Origin of the sequence: Stenotrophomonas sp. PS02301 (assembly GCF_029959485.1) — a bacterium.
Lineage (GTDB): Bacteria > Pseudomonadota > Gammaproteobacteria > Xanthomonadales > Xanthomonadaceae > Stenotrophomonas > Stenotrophomonas maltophilia_Z.
Window position 1 is genome coordinate 1 of sequence record NZ_JASCOO010000074.1, and the last position, 20,434, is coordinate 20,434.

General features: G+C 67.0%; 21 protein-coding genes. 9 read left to right on the forward strand and 12 right to left on the reverse strand.

All coding sequences use genetic code 11. The annotated features are described in order from the left end of the window. Nucleotides 1-207 precede the first annotated feature (207 nt). Complete coding sequence (htpG, locus tag QMX81_RS15755) at nt 208-2,106, forward strand: molecular chaperone HtpG (protein ID WP_282262892.1); 1,899 nt, start codon at nt 208-210, stop codon at nt 2,104-2,106. 87 nt (nt 2,107-2,193) lie between these two features. Here htpG and QMX81_RS15760 read toward each other — a convergent pair whose 3' ends face one another. Beyond that, nucleotides 2,194-2,490, reverse strand: a complete 297-nt coding sequence (locus QMX81_RS15760) for a hypothetical protein (protein ID WP_282262894.1) — start codon at nt 2,488-2,490, stop codon at nt 2,194-2,196. A 165-nt stretch (nt 2,491-2,655) separates the two neighbouring features. Here QMX81_RS15760 and ftsY point away from each other — a divergent pair, with 165 nt between their 5' ends. The 3 genes from ftsY to QMX81_RS15775 are packed head-to-tail and all read left to right on the forward strand — an operon-like array spanning nt 2,656 to nt 5,555. Further along, nucleotides 2,656-4,086: a signal recognition particle-docking protein FtsY gene (ftsY, locus tag QMX81_RS15765; RefSeq protein WP_282262896.1), complete on the forward strand. Its 1,431-nt coding sequence runs from the start codon at nt 2,656-2,658 to the stop codon at nt 4,084-4,086. Between the two features lie 55 nt (nt 4,087-4,141). Further along, the gene (gene mutY, locus QMX81_RS15770) at nt 4,142-5,281 is read left to right on the forward strand and encodes an A/G-specific adenine glycosylase (RefSeq protein WP_282262899.1); all 1,140 of its coding nucleotides are present in this window, start codon (nt 4,142-4,144) and stop codon (nt 5,279-5,281) included. Between the two features lie 4 nt (nt 5,282-5,285). Continuing rightward, a complete protein-coding gene (locus tag QMX81_RS15775; protein WP_282262901.1) occupies nt 5,286-5,555 on the forward strand; it encodes an oxidative damage protection protein in 270 nt (89 codons plus the stop codon). A 63-nt stretch (nt 5,556-5,618) separates the two neighbouring features. Here QMX81_RS15775 and QMX81_RS15780 read toward each other — a convergent pair whose 3' ends face one another. From QMX81_RS15780 to QMX81_RS15825, 10 genes are all read right to left on the reverse strand, one after another. Then, a complete protein-coding gene (locus tag QMX81_RS15780; RefSeq protein ID WP_282262903.1) occupies nt 5,619-6,083 on the reverse strand; it encodes a DUF6491 family protein in 465 nt (154 codons plus the stop codon). A gap of 105 nt (nt 6,084-6,188) precedes the next feature. Further along, complete coding sequence (gene lolD / locus QMX81_RS15785; RefSeq protein WP_121041874.1) at nt 6,189-6,902, reverse strand: lipoprotein-releasing ABC transporter ATP-binding protein LolD; 714 nt, start codon at nt 6,900-6,902, stop codon at nt 6,189-6,191. Continuing rightward, on the reverse strand, nt 6,895-8,136 hold the full coding sequence (locus QMX81_RS15790; protein ID WP_088432207.1) for a lipoprotein-releasing ABC transporter permease subunit: 1,242 nt from the start codon (nt 8,134-8,136) through the stop codon (nt 6,895-6,897). Before QMX81_RS15790 ends, lolD begins: the two co-directional genes overlap by 8 nt. Before the next feature lie 23 nt (nt 8,137-8,159). Then, a complete protein-coding gene (locus QMX81_RS15795; protein WP_282262906.1) occupies nt 8,160-8,609 on the reverse strand; it encodes a hypothetical protein in 450 nt (149 codons plus the stop codon). Continuing rightward, nucleotides 8,560-8,808, reverse strand: a complete 249-nt coding sequence (locus QMX81_RS15800; protein ID WP_282262908.1) for a succinate dehydrogenase assembly factor 2 — start codon at nt 8,806-8,808, stop codon at nt 8,560-8,562. The genes QMX81_RS15795 and QMX81_RS15800 overlap by 50 nt, the downstream gene beginning before the upstream one ends. Nucleotides 8,809-8,913: 105 nt before the next feature. Then, a complete protein-coding gene (locus QMX81_RS15805; protein WP_088432210.1) occupies nt 8,914-9,699 on the reverse strand; it encodes a succinate dehydrogenase iron-sulfur subunit in 786 nt (261 codons plus the stop codon). A 163-nt stretch (nt 9,700-9,862) separates the two neighbouring features. Next, nucleotides 9,863-11,653, reverse strand: a complete 1,791-nt coding sequence (sdhA, locus tag QMX81_RS15810; protein ID WP_121041870.1) for a succinate dehydrogenase flavoprotein subunit — start codon at nt 11,651-11,653, stop codon at nt 9,863-9,865. Nucleotides 11,654-11,684: 31 nt separating this feature from the next. Beyond that, nucleotides 11,685-12,071 carry a succinate dehydrogenase, hydrophobic membrane anchor protein gene (gene sdhD, locus QMX81_RS15815; protein ID WP_121041868.1) on the reverse strand — a complete coding sequence of 129 codons (387 nt, stop codon included), beginning with the start codon at nt 12,069-12,071 and terminating at the stop codon, nt 11,685-11,687. Then, nucleotides 12,068-12,460 carry a succinate dehydrogenase, cytochrome b556 subunit gene (gene sdhC, locus QMX81_RS15820; RefSeq protein ID WP_282262913.1) on the reverse strand — a complete coding sequence of 131 codons (393 nt, stop codon included), beginning with the start codon at nt 12,458-12,460 and terminating at the stop codon, nt 12,068-12,070. The genes sdhD and sdhC overlap by 4 nt, the downstream gene beginning before the upstream one ends. Before the next feature lie 56 nt (nt 12,461-12,516). Beyond that, on the reverse strand, nt 12,517-12,690 hold the full coding sequence (locus QMX81_RS15825) for a DUF1674 domain-containing protein (RefSeq protein WP_102788321.1): 174 nt from the start codon (nt 12,688-12,690) through the stop codon (nt 12,517-12,519). Nucleotides 12,691-12,729: 39 nt separating this feature from the next. Here QMX81_RS15825 and QMX81_RS15830 point away from each other — a divergent pair, with 39 nt between their 5' ends. Next, a complete protein-coding gene (locus tag QMX81_RS15830; protein ID WP_282262916.1) occupies nt 12,730-13,599 on the forward strand; it encodes a folate-binding protein in 870 nt (289 codons plus the stop codon). Nucleotides 13,600-13,728: 129 nt separating this feature from the next. Here QMX81_RS15830 and ugpC read toward each other — a convergent pair whose 3' ends face one another. Then, entirely contained in the window at nt 13,729-14,820 is a 1,092-nt protein-coding gene (gene ugpC / locus QMX81_RS15835) for a sn-glycerol-3-phosphate ABC transporter ATP-binding protein UgpC (RefSeq protein ID WP_121041864.1), read from the reverse strand. Nucleotides 14,821-15,174: 354 nt separating this feature from the next. On the opposite strand from ugpC, the gene zwf reads away from it, so the two are divergent. The 4 genes from zwf to edd are packed head-to-tail and all read left to right on the forward strand — an operon-like array spanning nt 15,175 to nt 20,299. Beyond that, nucleotides 15,175-16,614, forward strand: a complete 1,440-nt coding sequence (gene zwf, locus QMX81_RS15840; protein WP_121041862.1) for a glucose-6-phosphate dehydrogenase — start codon at nt 15,175-15,177, stop codon at nt 16,612-16,614. After that, the gene (gene glk / locus QMX81_RS15845) at nt 16,611-17,618 is read left to right on the forward strand and encodes a glucokinase (protein ID WP_121041860.1); all 1,008 of its coding nucleotides are present in this window, start codon (nt 16,611-16,613) and stop codon (nt 17,616-17,618) included. Before zwf ends, glk begins: the two co-directional genes overlap by 4 nt. After that, nucleotides 17,615-18,337 carry a 6-phosphogluconolactonase gene (gene pgl, locus QMX81_RS15850; RefSeq protein ID WP_123728961.1) on the forward strand — a complete coding sequence of 241 codons (723 nt, stop codon included), beginning with the start codon at nt 17,615-17,617 and terminating at the stop codon, nt 18,335-18,337. The genes glk and pgl overlap by 4 nt, the downstream gene beginning before the upstream one ends. A gap of 45 nt (nt 18,338-18,382) precedes the next feature. Next, complete coding sequence (gene edd / locus QMX81_RS15855) at nt 18,383-20,299, forward strand: phosphogluconate dehydratase (protein ID WP_152151556.1); 1,917 nt, start codon at nt 18,383-18,385, stop codon at nt 20,297-20,299. The last annotated feature ends 135 nt before the right edge of the window (nt 20,300-20,434 follow it).

The window sequence follows — 20,434 nt, forward strand, 5'->3', positions numbered from 1 at the left end:
GCACGGTGGGGCAGCATGGAGGCTGCCCACGAGGCCCTATGGATGGGTTCACGCCGCGTCCCGGCCCCCCGTGCCCGCCGCCCTCCCCACGCAGACAGGCAGGCGCCGTGCCGGACCGCGCGGCCTTGAATTCGGGACAATCCACCCCTACCCCTTGAGCCAGCCGCCGCGCCGGGCGCGGCAATGCCCCAAGGAGCAACACGACCCATGACCGTGCAGACCCAAAAAGAAACCCTGGGCTTCCAGACCGAAGTCAAACAGCTGCTGCAGCTGATGATCCACTCGCTGTACTCCAACAAGGAAATCTTCCTTCGCGAGCTCATCTCCAACGCCGCCGACGCCTCGGACAAACTGCGCTTCGAAGCGCTGACCCAGCCGGCCCTGCTCGAGAACGACGGCGACCTGCGCATCCGCGTCAGCTTCGACGCCACCGCCAACACCCTGACCATCGACGACAACGGCATCGGCATGAGCCGGGATGAGGCGATCGCCCACCTGGGCACCATCGCCAAGTCGGGCACCGGCGACTTCCTGCGCCAGCTCTCCGGCGACCAGAAGAAGGATTCCCAGCTGATCGGCCAGTTCGGCGTCGGCTTCTACAGCGCCTTCATCGTCGCCGACCAGGTCGACGTCTACTCCCGTCGGGCCGGCCTGCCCGCCAGCGAGGGCGTGCACTGGTCCTCGCGCGGCGAAGGCGAGTTCGACGTGGAAGGCATCGACAAGACCGAGCGCGGCACCCGCATCGTGCTGCACCTGAAGGACGACCAGCGCGACTTCGCCGACGGCTGGCGCCTGCGCGGCATCATCAAGAAGTACTCCGACCACATCGGCCTGCCGATCCAGATGGTCAAGGAACACCACGGCGAGGACGCCCCGGCCGAGATCGAGTGGGAAACCGTGAACCGTGCCAGCGCCCTGTGGACGCGCCCGCGCACCGAGATCAGCGACGCCGAGTACCAGGAGTTCTACAAGCACGCCGCGCACGACCACCAGGATCCGCTGGCGTGGAGCCACAACAAGGTCGAAGGCAAGCTCGAGTACACCTCGCTGCTGTACGTGCCCGGCCATGCGCCGTTCGACCTGTACCACCGCGATGCGCCCAAGGGCCTGAAGCTGTACGTGCAGCGCGTGTTCGTGATGGACCAGGCCGAGCAGTTCCTGCCGCTGTACCTGCGCTTCATCAAGGGCGTGGTGGATTCCAACGATCTCTCCTTGAACGTCTCGCGCGAAATCCTGCAGTCCGGCCCGGTCATCGATTCGATGAAGTCGGCGCTGACCAAGCGCTCGCTGGACATGCTGGAAAAGCTGGCCAAGGACAAGCCGGAGGTCTATGCCGGCTTCTGGAAGCAGTTCGGCCAGGTGCTCAAGGAAGGTCCGGCCGAAGACTATGGCAACCGCGAGAAGATCGCCGGCCTGCTGCGCTTCGCCTCCACCCAGGACGACAGCGGCGAGCCCAGCGTCTCGCTGGCCGACTACGTGGGCCGCATGATCGAGGGCCAGGACAAGATCTACTTCCTGACCGGCGACAGCCACACCCAGGTCAAGGACAGCCCGCACCTGGAAGTCTTCCGCAAGAAAGGCGTGGAAGTGCTGCTGCTCACCGACCGCATCGACGAATGGCTGATGGGGTACCTGACCGAGTTCGACGGCAAGTCGTTCGTCGATGTCGCACGTGGCGATCTGGACCTGGGCGCGCTGGAAAGCGCCGAAGACAAGCAGGCCCAGGAAGCCGTCGCCAAGGACAAGCAGGCGCTGGTGGACCGCATCAAGTCCGCACTGGGTGAGGACGTTGCCGACGTGCGCGTCTCGCACCGCCTGACCGATTCCCCGGCGATCCTGGCGATCGGCGAGCAGGACCTGGGCCTGCAGATGCGCCAGATCCTGGAAGCCAGTGGGCAGAAGGTGCCGGACAGCAAGCCGGTGTTCGAGTTCAACCCGGCCCATCCGCTGATCGGCAAGCTGGACCAGGAAGGCGATGCCGCGCGCTTCGACGACCTGAGCCGCGTTCTGTTCGATCAGGCCGCGCTGGCCGCGGGCGACACGCTGAAGGACCCGGCCGCGTATGTGCGCCGGCTCAACAAGCTGTTGCTGGAGTTGTCGGCGTAAGTCGTGCTGCCGATGGGTGCCGGCCACGGGTCGGCGCCCGCTGCGGTTGATGGTGCATGGCGCCGCGCGGCAGTCAGCGCACGCGGGTCAGGCCCAGCGGTCGAGCAAAGTGCCCACCATCTCGTCCTGACGCCGGATCACGGTTGCGTTGGCGGCAAACGCCAGCGCAGCCTGCTTGGCCGTGAGCAGATCCGCGATCGGCGCGTTGGCATCGTCGGGTGCGGCGACCACGGTGGCGGTGACACCGCCCCCTGCCGCTGTGGCCTGCGCGACACCCAGGCGCGTGGCATCAGCCACCGGCAATCGCGCCACGTTGGCGGCGGCCGGCTGTACGCCCAGCGAAGCGGCACGCATACCGGCGCTGGCAATGGACATCACACGCATCGTTCACCGTTTTGCTGTCCCGGCCGCGCCCGCATGGCGCAGCCCTTCACAACCGGTAACGGCCGCATCGGCCATTACTTGAGTCCCGCCCCACCGCACCTGCACGCCCATGGGCATTCGGGGCGCAGTGGTAGCATAGCCCTCTGATTTCAGCGTCTTTTGCCAATGCTCAGCTTCTTCCGTCGCAAAAAGCCCCAGGACGCCCCGCAAGAGGCGGCCAAAACCCAGCATTACTCCACCGAGGAGCTGGCTGCCGCGTTCCCGCAGGCCACGCCCGAGCCTGCGGCAGGGCCTGCGCCGCTGCCGCCCGTGGTGGAAGCCCCGGCACCTGCTGCCGCGCCGGTCGAGCGCGAGATCGCGCCGACGCCGGTTGAGACTGCGCCTGTCCTTGCCACCCCGGTTGTGCCTGCGCCCGTCGTACCGGCGCCTGTGCTCGCACCGCCTGTTGCCCCGGCACCGGTCGCCCCCGCACCCGTGGTGACCGCACCGGTTGTCCCGACTCCGACTCCGGCTGCGCCGGTGAGCACGCCTGCGCCGGCTGTCGTCGCGAAGCCGGTCGCCGCTCCGGCAGCGCCCGCCCCGGTTACTCCGGCAACGCCCGTTACGCTGGTTGCTCCGGCTGCGCCGACCACCGTGACCGAGCGCCCGTCCTCCCAGGACATCGCCCCCGCCGCCGCCGGCAAGAGCGGCTGGCGCGAGCGCCTGCGCAACAGCGTGATCGCCCGCAGCTTCGGCGGCCTGTTCTCGCGCAATCCCAAGCTCGATGACGACCTGCTCGACGAACTGGAAACCGCGCTGATCACCGCCGATGTCGGCGTCGGCGCGACCACGGCGCTGGTCGAAGGCCTGCGCAAGCGCATGAAGGCGCGCGAGTTCACCGATGCCAATGCACTGCTCACCGCGCTGCGCGCCGAGCTGATCGCGATCCTGCAGCCGGTGGCCAAGCCGCTGGTGATCGACCGCACCGCCAAGCCCTTCGTGGTGCTCACCGTCGGCGTCAACGGCGTCGGCAAGACCACCACCATCGGCAAGCTCGCCAAGCGCTTCAAGGACGACGGCCACAGCCTGATGCTGGCCGCCGGCGATACCTTCCGTGCCGCTGCCGTCGCGCAGCTGCAGGCCTGGGGCGATCGCAACGGCGTGGCCGTGGTCGCGCAGGGCCAGAACGCCGACGCGGCCTCGGTCGCCTTTGATGCTCTGCAGGCCGGCAAGGCACGCGGCACCGAGGTGCTGATCGCCGATACCGCCGGCCGCCTGCATACCCAGGCGGGCCTGATGAACGAGCTCGGCAAGATCCGCCGCGTGCTCGGCAAGATCGACGCCCATGCGCCGCATGAAGTGCTGATGGTCATCGATGGCACCACCGGCCAGAACGCGCTCTCGCAGCTGCGTCAGTTCCATGCTGCGGTCAACGTGACCGGCTTGGTGGTGACCAAGCTGGATGGCACCGCCAAGGGCGGCGTGGTGTTCGCGCTGGCGCGTGAGTTCGGCATTCCGATCCGCTTCTGCGGCATCGGCGAGCGTCCGGAAGACCTGCGCGTGTTCGATCCGGAAGCCTTCGTCGACGCATTGCTGCCGGAAGCGCTGGGCACCTGAGCCGATGCCGATGCAGCCACGCATGGCGTGGCCTCAGCCCTTCTCCGGAATCTGCATGACCCGCCAGCCTCCCGCCAGCGCCGTATTGCCTGCCGACGATGTGTTCGTTTCCCGGCTGCTGCACTGGTTCGACGACCATGGCCGGCACGACCTGCCCTGGCAGCACCCGCGCTCGCCGTACCGGGTGTGGCTGTCGGAAATCATGCTGCAGCAGACCCAGGTCAGCACGGTCATCCCGTACTTCCTCAAGTTCCTCTCCGCGTTCCCGACTCTGCCCGAGCTGGCCGCGGCGAGCAATGATGCGGTGATGGCGCAGTGGGCAGGCCTGGGCTATTACGCCCGTGCCCGCAACCTGCATGCCGCCGCGCAGCGCTGCGTCGAGCTGCACGGCGGCGAACTGCCGCGTGATTTCGATGCCTTGCATGCGCTGCCGGGCATCGGCCGCAGCACCGCGGGCGCGATTCTCAGCCAGGCCTGGAATGATCGCTTCGCGATCCTGGATGGCAACGTCAAACGCGTGTTGACCCGCTATCACGGCATTGAGGGCTTTCCCGGACTGCCGGCGATCGAAAAGCAGCTGTGGGCGGTCGCCGCGGCGCACGCTGCGCAGGTGCCTGGCACGCGCATGGTCGATTACACCCAGGCGCAGATGGACCTCGGCGCCAGCGTCTGCAGCCGCAGCAAGCCGGCCTGCGTGATCTGCCCGCTGCAGGCCACCTGCGTGGCGCGTCGGGAGGGCCGCACCGATCAACTGCCGACGCCCAAACCGGGCAAGACCCTGCCCGAGCGCGAGGCGGTGGCGCTGCTGCTGCGCGATGCACGCGGCCGGGTGCTGCTGCAGAAGCGGCCGGACACCGGCATCTGGGCGCAGCTGTGGACCCTGCCCCAGGCCGACAGCGGGATCGCGTTGCAGGACTGGTTCGACGCGCACATCGACGGCTCGCTGGACGATGCCGAGCCGTTGCCGGTGCTGGAGCACACCTTCAGCCACTACCGGCTGCATCTGCAGGTACTGGTGGCAACGGTACAGGGCTCGCGCGGTAAGGATGCCGGCGTGCGCTGGGTCGCTGCCGAGGAGCTGGCCACGCTGGGCCTGCCCGCCCCGATCCGCAAGCTGCTCCAGACCGGTGCACCGCCCGCTCAGCCCAAGCGCCGTACAATGCGGCGCGCAGCAACATCCCAAGACATCGAGTAACGCTATGCCCCGCACCGTTTTCTGCCAGTACGAACAACGCGACGCCGAAGGCCTGGACTTCGTGCCCTACCCCGGCGAGCTGGGCCAGCGCATCTTCACCCACATCGGCAAGCCGGCGTGGTCCGCGTGGCTGGCGCACCAGACCATGCTGATCAACGAAAACCGGCTGTCGCCGCGGGATCCCAAGCACCGTGCGTTCCTCGAAGAGGAACTGGTGAAGTACCTCTTCAGCGGTGGCGCCGAGAAGCCGGCCGGGTTCGTACCGGAGGCCTGATCGGCTCTGATACCGACCAACGGTCGGTATGGTCGGGATCCGGTTGCCGGCCAGCGGCCGGCACTACCGGGTCGGCGCCTGCTGGCCTTCTTCGCGCTCCTGCACCTGTGCCTGGCGCAGCTCCTGCTCGGACGCGCGCAACGCCTTGGTATCCAGCTTGCGGATGCTGCTGATGAAGCACGGCAGATTGACCGGGCCGGCCGTCGGATCGCGCACCAGCACCTTGTCAAAGCGTGACGAAACGCGGCCGATCCTGCTGGTCAGACCGATCGCCGAGGCATAGTCCAACCCTTGGCACGGCCCGGTCAGATCCAGCAGATAGCCCTCGCTCGGGCGCGTCCAGACCGCCAGCGCACTGTCGCCGAGAGCCGTCCAGCCCGACAGCGAGCCGTACAGCGGCATGTCCTGCTGCGGCGGCCCGGCGTGGGCGCGGTAGAGATCGAGCTTCTGCGCGGTGGACAGGCGGCCGGTACTGGCGCACGCGGCCAGCCCAAGGCACAGGGCCGCGATGGCAAGGGTCAGCTTCATGACGCCTCCTGCTGGGGAATGTGCGCCGATCATGCGCCGCCCGGCGTGCTCCCGGCGAGAGGAACCCGCCGGGTGTTCAGCGCTCAGGCAGGCACGGTTGCCTGCTCAGACCTCGCTGTGGGCCAGGCTGTGCAGCCGCCCTTCGCGCAGCTCCAGCACGCGGTCCAGCTTGCGTGCCAGGGAGCGGTCGTGGGTCACCAGGACCAGGCTGGTGTGGTGCGCGCGGTTGAGCTCGAGCATCAGCTCGAACACGGTCGCGGCGGTCTTGTCGTCGAGGTTGCCGGTCGGCTCATCGCCCAGCACGCAGGCCGGACGGTTGACCAAGGCGCGGGCTACGGCCGCACGCTGACGCTCGCCGCCGGAGAGCTCGCCCGGCTTGTGGTCCAGGCGATGGCCCAGGCCGACCGATTCCAGCAGCGCCTGCGCACGGGTGCGCGCGTCGACCACTTCTTCGCCACCGAGCAGCACCGGCATCATCACGTTTTCCAGCGCGGTGAATTCGGGCAGCAGGTGATGGAACTGGTACACGAAGCCGAGCGCGCGGTTGCGCAGCTGCCCGCGCTGGCTGTCGGACAGGCCGGACATGCGCTGACCGGCCACGTAGACCTCGCCCGCCGTCGGCGTATCCAGCCCCCCCAGCAAATGCAGCAGGGTGCTCTTGCCGGCGCCGGAAGCACCGATGATGGCCACGGTCTCGCCGGCGGCCACGCGCAGGTCCAGCCCGTTGAACACCGGGGTCTGCATGCGGCCTTCGGCATAGGTCTTGGCCAGCGCTTCGGCGCGGATGACTTCCTGGCCCAGGGTGAGTGCTTCATTCATAACGCAGGGCCTCCGCCGGCTGGGTACGTGCCGCGCGCCAGGCGGGATACAGGGTGGCAAGGAAGCTCATGACCAGCGCCACGGCGGTGATCACGATGATGTCCGGGGTCTGCATGTCGGTCGGCAGGCCGGTGATGTAGTACACGTCCTCCGGCAGCAGCTTGACGTTGAACAGGGTCTCGATCGCGCCGAGGATGCGCTCCAGGTTCAAGGTCAGGGTGATGCCACCGATCACGCCGAGCACCGTGCCGAAGATGCCGATCAGCGAGCCCTGCACCATGAACACCTGCATGACGCCGCCCGGGGTCAGGCCCAGGGTGCGCAGGATCGCGATGTCGGCCTGCTTGTCGGTGACCAGCATCACCTGCGAGGAGACCAGGTTGAACGCGCCCATGGCGATGATCAGCGAGAGCAGGATGCCCATCACCACCTTCTCCATCCGCAGCGAGTGGTAGAGGTTGGCGTTCTGCTGGGTCCAGTCGCTGACCCGGTAGGCACCGGTCAGGTTGTGGGCCAGATCGACGCCGACATCCAGCGCCTTGTCCATGTCATGCAGCTTCAGGCGCACGCCGGTGACGCCATCGATGCGCAGTACTTTTTCCAGATCGGCCATGTTGGCGTAGGCCACGCCGCGGTCGACCTCGTTGTAACCGGCTTCGAAGATGCCGCTCACGGTGAAGCGTTTCATGCGCGGGATCGCGCCGATCGGCGTGCCCTGCACTTCGGCCAACGTGACCAGCACGGTATCGCCCACGCCGACACCGAGGTAGATCGCCAGCTCCTGGCCGACCAGCAGGTTGTAGCTGCCTGCGGTCAGGCTGTCGAAGCTGCCTTTCTTGACCTTCTGGTTGATCACCGAGACGTTGGGCTCCAGCGCCGGATCGATGCCCTGCACGATGGCGCCCTGCACACGCGGCCCGCTGAGCATGGCCTGGATTTCGATGTACGGCGCCGCGCCGGCAACCCGCGGATCCTTCTTGGCCACCTCCACCGCATGCGCCCAATCGGCCATGGGGGCACCGTCGGTGGTGATGGTGGTATGCGCGGTCATCTGCAGCAGCCGATCGCGGATTTCCTTCTGGAAACCGCTCATGACCGCCAGCGTGGTGATCAGCACGGTCACGCCCAGGGCAATGCCGAGGATCGAGGCCATGGAGATGAAGGAGATGAAGCCGTTGCGGCGTTTGGCGCGCAGGTAGCGCAGGCCAATCGAGACAGGTATGGGTTTGAACATGCAGGTACGCCGGACAATTCAGGCTATGGTGCCACTGCAGGGGGTGAACGGGAAATGCAGTGTGCCCGGACGGCTAGTCGCAGTTCACGTGCCTGCCCCTGCGGAAGCGTATCTGGCCAGAACAAACGCCAGTGGCGGCGCCCGTCGTGCCGCCAGGCCAGCTGCACCAGCGGGCCGCGGCGCCGCATCTGCAGCGCCTCGACCGGCTCGCCATCCACCTGCGCCGGGTCTTCGTCCGCCGGAATCACGAAGACGCAGCCCGGGCGGCGCGCATATCGCCACGCCTCCCACCAGGTGCCGGCCAGCGCCACCATGCCCAGCGCCAGGCCCCACGGCGCGGGCAGATCGGTCGCCCACAACGCCCAGGGCATCACCGCGCCCATGGCGATCAGCGCGCGGCACTGCCAGCGCGAGGGATGCCACTCACGCTGGAAGGGCGCGGATCCGGGCGATGAGGGCGGCGGGCGCGGCATGCGGGCACTCCTCGTAACCCATGAACCAGCGCCACAACTTATCGTCCTCACTCTCGAGCAGGAACAGGAAAACCTCCCGCTCGTCTATCGGTGCCTGCAGCCAGCAACGGTCCAGGTATCGGCCGAACAGCTGGTCCAGCTCGCGCATGCCGCGGCGGCAACGCCAGCGCAGCTTTTTCAGTTCAGTGGCTTCGTCCATTTTCTGCGTTTCCAGATAAGGCAAAGCCACGCATGGCGTGGCTCGACCGTTTCGATCATTTTCTGCGAAGCCACGCATGGCGTGGCGCTACAGGACACACTTGGATCAGGCGCGACGCGCCATCATCAGCTTCTTGATCTCGGCAATGGCCAGCGCCGGGTTCAGGCCCTTCGGGCAGGTCCGCGAGCAGTTCATGATGGTGTGGCAGCGGTACAGCTTGAAGGGGTCTTCCAGCTCGTCCAGGCGCGCACCGGTGTCTTCATCGCGCGAGTCGATGATCCAGCGGTAGGCCTGCAGCAGGATGGCCGGGCCCAGGTAACGCTCGCCGTTCCACCAGTAGCTCGGGCAGCTGGTCGAGCAGCAGGCGCACAGGATGCATTCGTACAGGCCATCGAGCTTCTTGCGGTCTTCCGGCGACTGCAGGCGCTCACGATCCGGCGGCGGCGGGGTCTGGGTACGGATCCACGGCTTGATCGAGGCGTACTGCGCGTAAAAATGGGTCAGGTCCGGCACCAGATCCTTGACCACGCTCATGTGCGGCAGCGGGTAGATCGGCACTTCGGCCTTGCCGCAATCGGCGATCGCGCGGGTGCAGGCCAGCGTGTTGGTGCCGTCGATGTTCATCGCGCACGAACCGCAGATGCCCTCGCGGCACGAACGGCGGAAGGTCAGGGTCGGATCGATCTCGTTCTTGATCTTGATCAGCGCGTCCAGGACCATCGGGCCGCAGGCGTCCAGATCGATCTCATACGTATCGGTGCGCGGATTGCTGTCGTCGTCTGGACTCCAGCGGTAGATCTTGAAGGTGCGGGTGTTCTTCGCACCGGTCTGGGCGGGGAAGTGCTTGCCCTTTCCGATCTTGGAATTCTTGGGGAGGGAAAACTCGGCCATGGCTGTTCTCGTTGGCTCAGGCGGCTCGCGCTGCAGAGCAGGCGCGGGTAGCACGGAAGATGAGGAAGTCGACACCACCGGCCCGCGGCGCACGCAACGCCCCACCCGTGCGGGAGGTGGCGGTGGCGAGCGCTGCGTGGACGGAGGTCATGCCGCAGGTCTCTTAGTAAACGCGCGGCTTGGGCGGGACGACGTCCACGTCCTTGCTCAGCGTGTACATGTGGACCGGACGGTAGTCGAACTCGCACTTGCCGTTCTCGTCGACGTTGACCAGCGTGTGCTTCTGCCAGTTGACGTCGTCGCGGTCCGGGAAGTCCTCATGCGCATGCGCGCCGCGGCTTTCCTTGCGCTGTTCGGCCGAGTTGATCGTCGCCACCGCGTTGAGCAGCAGGTTGTTCAGCTCGTAGGTTTCGATCAGGTCCGAGTTCCACACCAGCGAACGGTCGGAGACCTTGACGTCCTGGAAGGAGTCGAAGATCTCGGCCATCTTGGTGCAGCCCTCTTCCAGCGTCTTGCTGGTACGGAACACCGCCGCGTCGTTCTGCATGGTGCGCTGCATGCGATCGCGGATGACCGAGGTCGGGGTGTCGCCGTTGGCGTAACGCAGCTTGTCGAGCAGGCCCAGGGCCTTGTCGCAGGCATCGGACGGCAGGGTCTTGTGCGGTGCGCCGGACTTGATGGTGTCGGCGCAGCGGTTGGCCACCGCACGGCCGAACACGACCAGATCCAGCAGCGAGTTCGAGCCCAGGCGGTTGGCGCCGTGCACGGACACGCAGGCCGCTTCGCCGATGGCGTACAGGCCCGGCACGACCGCATCGGGGTTGTCGCCGACCTTGCGCACGACTTCGCCGTGGTAGTTGGTCGGGATGCCGCCCATGTTGTAGTGCACGGTCGGGATGACCGGGATCGGCTGCTTGTGCACGTCCACGCCGGCGAAGATGCGGGCGCTTTCGGCGATACCCGGCAGCTTGTCGTCGATGACGCCCGGGCCGAGGTGGGTCAGGTCGAGCAGGATGTGATCCTTGTGCTCGCCGACGCCGCGGCCTTCGCGGATCTCGATGGTCATCGAACGCGATACCACGTCGCGCGAGGCCAGATCCTTGTAGTGCGGTGCATAGCGCTCCATGAAGCGCTCGCCGTTGCTGTTGCGCAGGATGCCGCCTTCGCCACGCACGCCTTCGGTGATCAGGCAGCCCGCGCCGTAGATACCGGTCGGATGGAACTGCACGAACTCCATGTCCTGCATCGGCAGGCCGGCACGCATGACCAGACCGCCGCCGTCGCCGGTGCAGGTGTGGGCCGAGGTGGCGCTGAAGTAGGCGCGGCCGTAGCCGCCGGTGGCCAGCACCACGCCATGGGCGCGGAACAGGTGCAGCGAGCCGTCGGCCATGTCCAGCGCGAGCACGCCGCGGCAGACGCCTTCATCATCGAAGATCAGGTCGAGGGCGAAGTACTCGATCATGAAGCGTGCGTTGTGCGCCAGCGACTGCTGGTACAGCGTGTGCAGCATGGCGTGGCCGGTACGGTCGGCGGCGGCGCAGGTGCGCTGCGCGGACGGGCCTTCGCCGTACTTGGTGGTCATGCCACCGAACGGGCGCTGGTAGATCTTGCCTTCTTCGGTACGGCTGAACGGCACACCGTAGTGTTCCAGTTCGATGATGGCCGGGATCGCTTCGCGGCACATGTACTCGATGGCGTCCTGGTCACCCAGCCAATCCGAGCCCTTGATGGTGTCGAAGAAGTGGTAGCGCCAGTCGTCTTCACCCATGTTGCCCAGCGCGGCGGAAATACCGCCCTGCGCGGCCACGGTGTGCGAACGGGTCGGGAAGACCTTGGTCAGGCAGACCGTCTGCAGGCCCTTGGCGGCAAGACCGAACGTGGCGCGCAGGCCAGCACCGCCGGCGCCGACCACGACCATGTCGTACTTGTGTTCCGTAATCTTGTAAGCGGACATCTAATCTGGATTCCTGTCTTGGTGCCTGGACTCAGGCGACGCCGAGCGTAATGCGGGCGACCGCGAAAACACTGACGATCCCGCCGAGCACGGCGATGAACTTCACCGTGGTCTGCAGCGCCAGGGCCAGCAGCGAATTGTGGATGTAGTCTTCCAGCACGACCTGCAGGCCGAGCTGGGCATGCCAGAACATCGCGACCAGGAAGCCGACCAGCAGCACCGCGTTCCACGGCTTGGATACCGCGTCGGTGGCGGTCACGTAATCGGCGCCGATCAGGCTCAGTACGAACACCAGGAACCAGATGGTCAGGCCGACCAGCGCGGTGGCGGTCAGGCGCTGCATCACGAAGTGCTCGGTGCCGGTCTTGGCAGCGCCCAGGCCACGCACGTTCTTCAGCGGGGTACGGTACTTGTTCATGCGGCCGCTCCCATCAAGACATAGGCCCAGATCAGGGCGGTGATCACCAGGCTGGCGAAGACCGAGACCCAGCTGCTGCGCACGAAGGCGGGAATGGAGAAGCCGATCGCGAAGTCCTGCACGATATGGCGGATGCCATTGCACAGGTGGTAGGCGAAGGACCAGGTCCAGGCGAACAGGAAGAGCTTGCCGTACCAGCTACCGGCGTGGCCGGTGAAGCAGTTCCAGGATTCAGGACCCATCATCAGGGCGAGCAGGCCGCCGGCAATGATCAGGGCTCCAACAGACAGAAAGATGCCGGTCGCTCGATGCAGGATCGAGGTGGCCATCTGAATCTGCCAGCGATACACCTGAAGGTGCGGGGAAAGGGGACGTTCTCTGGCGGCCATTCGCTGGGCTCGTTATCTCGGCTGGGCGGCGCAATGCCGCGTTGGCTCAATGCTGATCAAAAATCGATGCAGCGTCCGTTTTTTTCCCAATCTCCGTACCGCACCGGATCAAGTCCGCCGCGGCCGCCGATTTCCAAAGGCACTGCCGGCGTCGCGGGGAGCGGTTGCTCCTCCGGTACCAGCGTGCCTTCAGCTTCAGAATCTGGAGTGGGGGTTGTTTGGCCTATCATGGGTGTTCTCGCAACGCACAAATTTTAGACCCCGTTCACGTGCCTGACAACCTGCCCTCCGATTTCGCCGGCTTTTCGCGCCTCCCCGGTCACCAGCTGCTCAGTCTCAGCGGTGCCGATGCGGCCGCCTTCGCCCATGCCCAATTCTCCAGCGACGTCACCGCCCTGCCCCTGCGGCATTGGCAGTGGAGCGCCTGGCTGACGGCCAAGGGCCGCACCATTGCTGTGTTCCAGCTGTTGCGGCTGGACGAGGAGCGCATCGTGCTGCTGCTCGCCGACGGCGATGCCGATGCGATTGCGTCGCAGTTGCAGCGTTTTGTATTCCGCCGCAAGGTGCGGATCGAGCTGCGAAACGATCTGGCGGTGGTGGCGAGCTTCACCGCGCCCGAAGCGGCCTCCGGGGCCGCGATTGCGCAACTTGCCGGCGAAAACCTCGAACTGGACCTTGGCAGCGACGCACTTCCGCGCAGCCTGCGGATCGGTGCGGCCGATGCCGTGGCCGCTGCGGCCGACAGTGCGGATATCGCGCTGGCCTGGCGCCAGTCCGACCTGCGCTATGGGCTGCCGCGGCTGGATGCCGATCAGCGTGAACAGTGGACGCCGCAGCAGCTCGGGCTGGACCGCCTGAACGGGTACAGCGTCAAGAAGGGCTGCTACCCGGGCCAGGAAATCGTGGCCCGCACCCATTTCCTCGGCAAGGCCAAGCGCGCCCTGCAGCTGCTGCGGGTCGTGGAGGGCACGACCAGCGGCACGCAGGTGCACCAGAACGCGGCGGCGATCGGCACAGTGGCCTCGGTGGCCGGTGAGCTGGCCCTGGCCGTGCTGCCGCTGGAGATCGCGCCGGAGCCGCTGTCGGTCGGCGGGGTTGAAGCCGCCCACCTGCCGTTGCTGGACGGTCTGGCGCGGTAATAGACATCGACCGGTGGTCGATGCGTCCGCCCCCCGCCCCGGCCGCGGTCACGACCAACGCGTGTAACCTGCCGCGCGGTAGTGCCGGCCGCTGGCCGGCAACCCGTAACCCGATAACCCGTCCGCGCCTTACGCGTCGTTCAAGCGCTCGCCGGTCTCTGCGTCGAAGAAGTGCAGGCCCTGCGGCTGGATCGCCACCCGGATCGGCTCACCGACGGACGGCAACGCCTGCGGCGCCACGCGCATCACCAACGGCTGGCCGCCACTGGTCATGTTGACGAAGATCTCGTTGCCGACCGGCTCGATGCCATCGATCATCGCCTCGAAGGCCGTTGCCTCACCGGCGGCGGCCGGCTGCAGATGCTCCGGGCGCACGCCCACGGCGATCGCCTTGCCGACCCACGCCTGATCGACCCGGGCCTGGCCCAACGGTGCGGTCAGCCCGGTGTCCTGCACGGCGAAGCCACTGTCGGTGCGCTGCAGAGTGCCGCGCAGCACGTTCATCGCCGGGCTGCCGAGGAAACCGGCCACGAACAGGTTGGCCGGCCGGTCGTACAGCGCCATCGGGGTATCGATCTGCTGGATCACGCCATCCTTGAGCACCACGATGCGCTGGCCCAGGGTCATCGCTTCCACCTGATCGTGAGTCACGTAGATCATGGTGGTGCCCAGCTTGCGGTGCAGCTGCGCGATTTCCGTGCGCACGCTGTGGCGCAGCTTGGCGTCCAGGTTGGAGAGCGGTTCATCCAGCAGGAACACTGCCGGCTCGCGCACCAGCGCACGGCCCAGCGCGACGCGCTGACGCTGGCCACCGGACATCGCCTTGGGCAGCTTGTCGAGCATGTCGGTCAGGCCGAGCGTTTCGGCCGCCTCGCTGACCCGCTTGCTGATCGTCGCCTTGTCGTGGCCGCGCAGCTTCAGGCCGAAGGCCAGGTTCTCGGCCACGGTCATGTGCGGGTACAGCGCGTAGCTCTGGAACACCATCGCGATGTCGCGATCCTTGGGCGCCACGTCGTTGACCACGCGGTCGCCGATCGTCAGCGTGCCGCCACTGATCTCTTCCAGCCCGGCCACCATGCGCAGCAGTGTGGACTTGCCACACCCGGACGGCCCCACCAGCACCATCAATTCACCATCGGCCACTTCGAAGGTCGCGCCCTGCACGGCCACCTGACCGTTGTCGTAGACCTTGCGAACGCCCTGCAACTGCACTTTTGCCATATCACCATTCCAGTCCGCCCGGTCTCCGGGCTGTTATGCGGAACTGCCTTCGGCCCTCCCGATGGCAGGTCGATGGCGTGGTGCCGCATGACGGCGACCACTGCAATCGAATACAGTCTGCGCATTCTGCCATGTAAACGTTTTCACGTGGCACTATCCGATGGTCGGCCGTGATCGGGATGCCGGGGAGGATGCGATATCTCCCACGACACCCGGTCGGCAGGCCATCATGCCGGGCGGAATCCATGGGGCGTGCTGCACCCGCAACAAGCAGACAACGGACCCCGCCCGACCCCCGAGAACATAGACGAGAAGCGATTGACAACGATGTCACCCGGATCTGAAACTCGAGCGATGCACGACACCCTCTTCCTGTTTGGCGCCACAGGTGACCTGGCCCAGCGCTATCTGTTCCCCTCGCTGCTGCGATTGCTGGGCGACGGCCTGCTCCCCGAAGACTTCAAGGTCCGTGCGCTGGCGCTGTCGCCGCACGATACCGAGGCCTTCCGCGAGATCCTGCGCCCGCGCCTGCAGCAGGCCATGCCCATGGCCAGCCAGGACGACATCCACTCGCTGCTGCAGCGCATCGACTACCGTTCGGTGGATCTGCGCAATCCCGAGTCGGTGGCCGAATCGGTCCATGACCTGGTCGACCGCCACTGCGTGAGCTACCTGGCGATCCCGCCGGGCCTGTACATCTCCACCTGCGAAGGCCTGGCCAAGGGCGGCGCACTGGCCGCACCGCACCGGCTGATGCTGGAAAAGCCGATCGGCAGCGACAGCGCCAGCGCCGAGGAGATCATCTCCACCATCGGCCAGTGGATCGACGAAGACCGCGTGTTCCGCCTGGATCACTACCTGGGCAAGGCCGCGGTGCAGAACCTGATCGCGCTGCGCTTCGGCAACACGCTGCTCGAGGCCGTCTGGAACCGCAACTACATCGAATCGGTGCACATCCTGGTCGCCGAGAGCGAGGGCGTGGACGGCCGCGATGCGTATTACGCGCGCTCCGGTGCGCTGCGCGACATGGTCCAGAGCCACATCCTGCAGCTGCTGTGCCTGGTCGCGATGGAGCCGCCGGCCTCGCTGGAGGCCGATCGCATCCGCGATGAGAAGGTCAAAGTGCTGCGCGCCCTGCGCCCGCTGGATGCCAAGCACGCCGCGCGTGACAGCGTGCGTGGCCGCTACACGGCCGGCACCATCAACGGCCAGCCCGCGCAGGCCTACCAGCCGCCGGAAGGCAGCGATGTGGAAACCTTCGCCGGCGTCACCGCGCATATCGACAACTGGCGCTGGTCCGGCGTGCCGTTCCATCTGGTCACCGGCAAGCGCCTGGCCGAGCGGACCACCCGCGTGGTGGTCACGCTCAAGCCGGTCACGCATTGGCTGTTCGAGCGACCGCACCGCGGTAACGCCACCCCGAACCGGATCACCTTCCAACTGCAGCCGCAGGAAAACATCGAGCTGGGCCTGATGAGCTCGCTGGCCGGCCCGGAATGGGGGGCGCTGGAACTGCACCCGCTGGAACTGGAGCTGTCCGTACCCACCGGCCTGCACCGCCGCATCGCCTACGAGCGCCTGTTCCTGGATGCCTTCAACGGCAACCACGCGCTGTTCGTGCGTGATGACGAAGTGCGCGCGGCCTGGGCCTGGATCGACAGCGTCAGCGACGCATGGAAGGAAGCCAAGCTGCCGCTGCAGCCCTACCCGGCCGGCGAATGGGGTCCGGAACAAGCTGCCGGCTTCCTGCCCGCCGATGCCGACGCCGACGCTGCCCGTGGTGGCCAGGCATGACGGTGTTGTCCCAGCCGGTCCTCGTCGCGGATATCGGCGGTACCAACGCTCGCTTCGCGCTCGCCGACACCTCGCTGGCCGCGCCGCTGCAGCAGGACAGCATCCGCGAATTCGCCGTCGCTGATTTCCCTTCGCTGGGCGAAGCGGCACGGCACTATCTCGAGCAGATCGGCGCGGAAGCCAAGCGCGGCGTGTTCGCCGTGGCCGGCCGCGTGGACGGTGACGAAGCGCGCATCACCAACCACCCGTGGGTGATCTCGCGCATGCGCACCGCGCACATGCTCGGCTTCGATGAGTTGCACCTGATCAACGACTTCGCCGCCCAGGCGATGGCCATCTCGCTGCTGCAGCCGCAGGATGTGATCCAGGTCGGCGGCGCGGCGTGGGTGCCGGGCAAGCCGGGCCAGCCGCGCAACTATGCGGTGATCGGCCCCGGCACCGGGCTGGGCGTGGGCGGCTTGATCCTGCGCCACGGCCGCTGCTATCCGCTGGAAACCGAGGGTGGCCACGTCAGCTTCCCGCCCGGGACGCCGGAAGAGATCCGCATCCTGGAGATCCTCTCCGAGCAGTTTGGCCGTGTCTCCAATGAGCGCCTGATCTGCGGCCCCGGCCTGGTCAACATCCATCGCGCCGTGTGCGAGATGGCCGACATCGACCCGGGCCAGCTGCAGCCGGTGGACGTCACCGCGCGTGCGCTGCATGGCGACCCGCAGGCGATGCGGACCGTGGATGTGTTCTGCGCGGTGTTCGGCGCGATCGCCGGCGACCTGGTGCTGATGCAGGGCGCCTGGGATGGCGTGTTCCTGACCGGCGGCCTGGTGCCGAAGATGCTCGATTCGCTGCAGCATTCCGGCTTCCGCCAGCGCTTTGAACACAAGGGCCGCTTCTCTTCGATCATGTCCAAGGTGCCGTCGCTGGCCGTGATGCACCCCAGCCCGGGCCTGCTCGGCGCGGCCGCGTATGCGGCGGATGTGGAACGCGATCTGCCGGGAGGCACCGCATGAATACCCTGGATACGTCCGACCGTTTCACCCTGATCCGCCATGGCGATGCCGATGGCTGGATCGAGGCCGTGGCCGCTGAAATGGCCGCCGAACTCAACCGCGACATCGCCGAATTCGGCCGGGCGCGCATGCTGCTCTCCGGCGGCACCACGCCGGCGCCGATCTACCAGGCACTGGCCGAGCTGGACGTTCAATGGGACCGGGTGGAAGTGAGCCTGGTCGATGAGCGCTGGCTGTCACCGCAGGATCGCGACAGCAATGCTTGGCTGGTACGCGAGAGTTTCCTCACCCGTGCCGAAGGCGCGCATTTCGATCCGCTGGTGCGGGTCGGCAAACCGCTGCCCGAATGCGTCTACAGCGCCAACCTGCAGGCCCAGCACAGCCAGCGGCCGTGCCTGAGCGTGATCGGCATGGGCAACGACGGCCACACCGCCTCACTGTTCCCGGGTTCGAAGGATCTGACCCGCGCCCTGGAAAGCACCCTGCCCTACGCGGCGCTGGATGCCACCGGCTGCCCCGGTGCCAATCAGTGGCCGCTGCGCATCACCCTCACCCCGCATGGCTTGAAGCAGAGCCGCCAGCGCCTGTTGCTGCTGCGTGGCAAGCAGAAGCTGGAAGTGCTCAAGCACGCGCTGGAAAGCAACAATCCGCAGCTGTATCCCATCCTCAACGCGATCGATCTCGACGGCGCGAAACTGCGCGTCCACTGGTGTGACTGAGTTGCCCCGGTGTTGTTCCGTTCGCCTTCTCATAGCCGGTAGCCAATGAGCCTGCATCCCAAACTCCATGCCATCACCGAGCGCATCGTCCAGCGCAGCGTCGCCTCGCGCGCCGCCTACCTGGCCGGTGTCGACGCGGCGCTGCGCGACGGTCCGTTCCGTTCGCGCCTGAGCTGCGGCAACCTCGCCCACGGGTTCGCCGCGTGCGGCCCGACCGACAAGTCGCGCCTGCGCGGCGGCGTGACGCCCAACCTGGGCATCATCACCGCGTACAACGACATGCTTTCGGCACACCAGCCGTTCGAGCATTACCCGGAGATCCTGCGCGAGACCGCGCGCGAACTCGGTGCGACCGCACAGGTCGCCGGTGGCGTGCCGGCGATGTGCGACGGCGTCACCCAAGGCCGCGGCGGCATGGAACTGTCGCTGTTCTCGCGCGATGTGATCGCCCAGTCGACCGCGATCGGCCTGAGCCATGACATGTTCGACGCCAGCGTCTACCTCGGCGTCTGCGACAAGATCGTGCCCGGCCTGCTGATCGGCGCGCTGGCCTTCGGTCACCTGCCGGCGATCTTCCTGCCGGCCGGCCCGATGACCCCGGGCATCCCGAACAAGCAGAAGGCTGAAGTGCGCGAGCGCTACGCGGCCGGCCAGGCGACCCGCGAGGAACTGCTGGAAGCCGAAGCCGCTTCGTACCATGGCGCCGGCACCTGCACCTTCTACGGCACCGCCAATTCCAACCAGACCCTGCTCGAAGCGATGGGCGTGCAGATGCCGGGCGCCTCGTTCGTCAATCCGGATACACCCCTGCGCGACGCACTGACTCGCCACGCGGCGGTGCGCGCACTGGAAATCAGCGCCCTGGGCGACGACTTCCGGCCGCTCGGCCGCTTGATCGACGAACGCGCGATCGTCAACGCGGTGGTCACCCTGATGGCCACCGGCGGCTCGACCAACCACACCATCCACTGGATCGCCGTGGCGCGTGCGGCCGGCATCGTGCTGACCTGGGACGACATGGACCAGCTCTCGCAGCTGATTCCGTTGCTGGCCCGCGTCTATCCGAACGGCGAAGCCGACGTGAACCGCTTCGCCGCGGCCGGCGGCACCGCGTTCGTGTTCCGCGAGCTGATGGAGGCCGGCCTGATGCATGCCGACCTGCAGACCGTGGCCGAAGGCGGCATGCACCAGTACGGCCAGGAGCCGGCGCTGCGCGACGGCAAGCTGACCTACATCGATGGCGTGCGCGAGAGCGCCGATCCGGATGTGGTGCGTGGCGTGGCCAATCCGTTCGAGTCGCAGGGCGGCCTGCGCCTGCTGCGCGGCAACCTCGGCCGTTCGCTGATCAAGCTGTCGGCGGTGAAGCCGGAGTTCCGCACGATCGAAGCACCGGCGGTGGTGGTCGATGCGCCGCAGGTGCTGAACAAGCTGCACGCGGCCGGTGTGCTGCCGCACGATTTCGTGGCGGTGGTCCGTTACCAGGGCCCGCGCTCCAATGGCATGCCGGAGCTGCATTCGCTGGCGCCGCTGCTGGGCCTGCTGCAGAACCAGGGCCGTCGCGTGGCGCTGGTCACCGATGGTCGTCTGTCCGGTGCCTCGGGCAAGTTCCCGGCGGCGATCCACATGACGCCGGAAGCCTCGCGTGGCGGTCCGCTGGCACGGGTGCGCGAGGGCGACATCATCCGTCTGGATGGTGAAGCCGGCACGCTGGAGCTGTTGGTGGATGCGGCGGAATTCGCGGCACGTGAGCCGGCGCCGAACACCGCACCGGCGGCGCATGATCTGGGCCGCAATCTGTTCGCGATGAGCCGCCGTCTGGTGGGCCCGGCCGATCAGGGCGCGATGTCGATTTCGTGTGGCCCGGCGGCCGATGACGGCAGCATCTGGAATTACGATGCGGAATACGAGCTTGGGCATGATGCCGCGGCGGCGGATGCGCCGCATGAGGGTAAGGACGCGTGAGCTGACGCAAAAGCGGCGGCCGGGTGTTCTGGTTGAGGCAGCGGGATGGCCCCAACCAGGACGCGCCGTGAACCCATCCATGGGGGCTCGTCAGCGCCATCCATGGCGCTGTAACGGTCCTGGTTGGGGCCATCC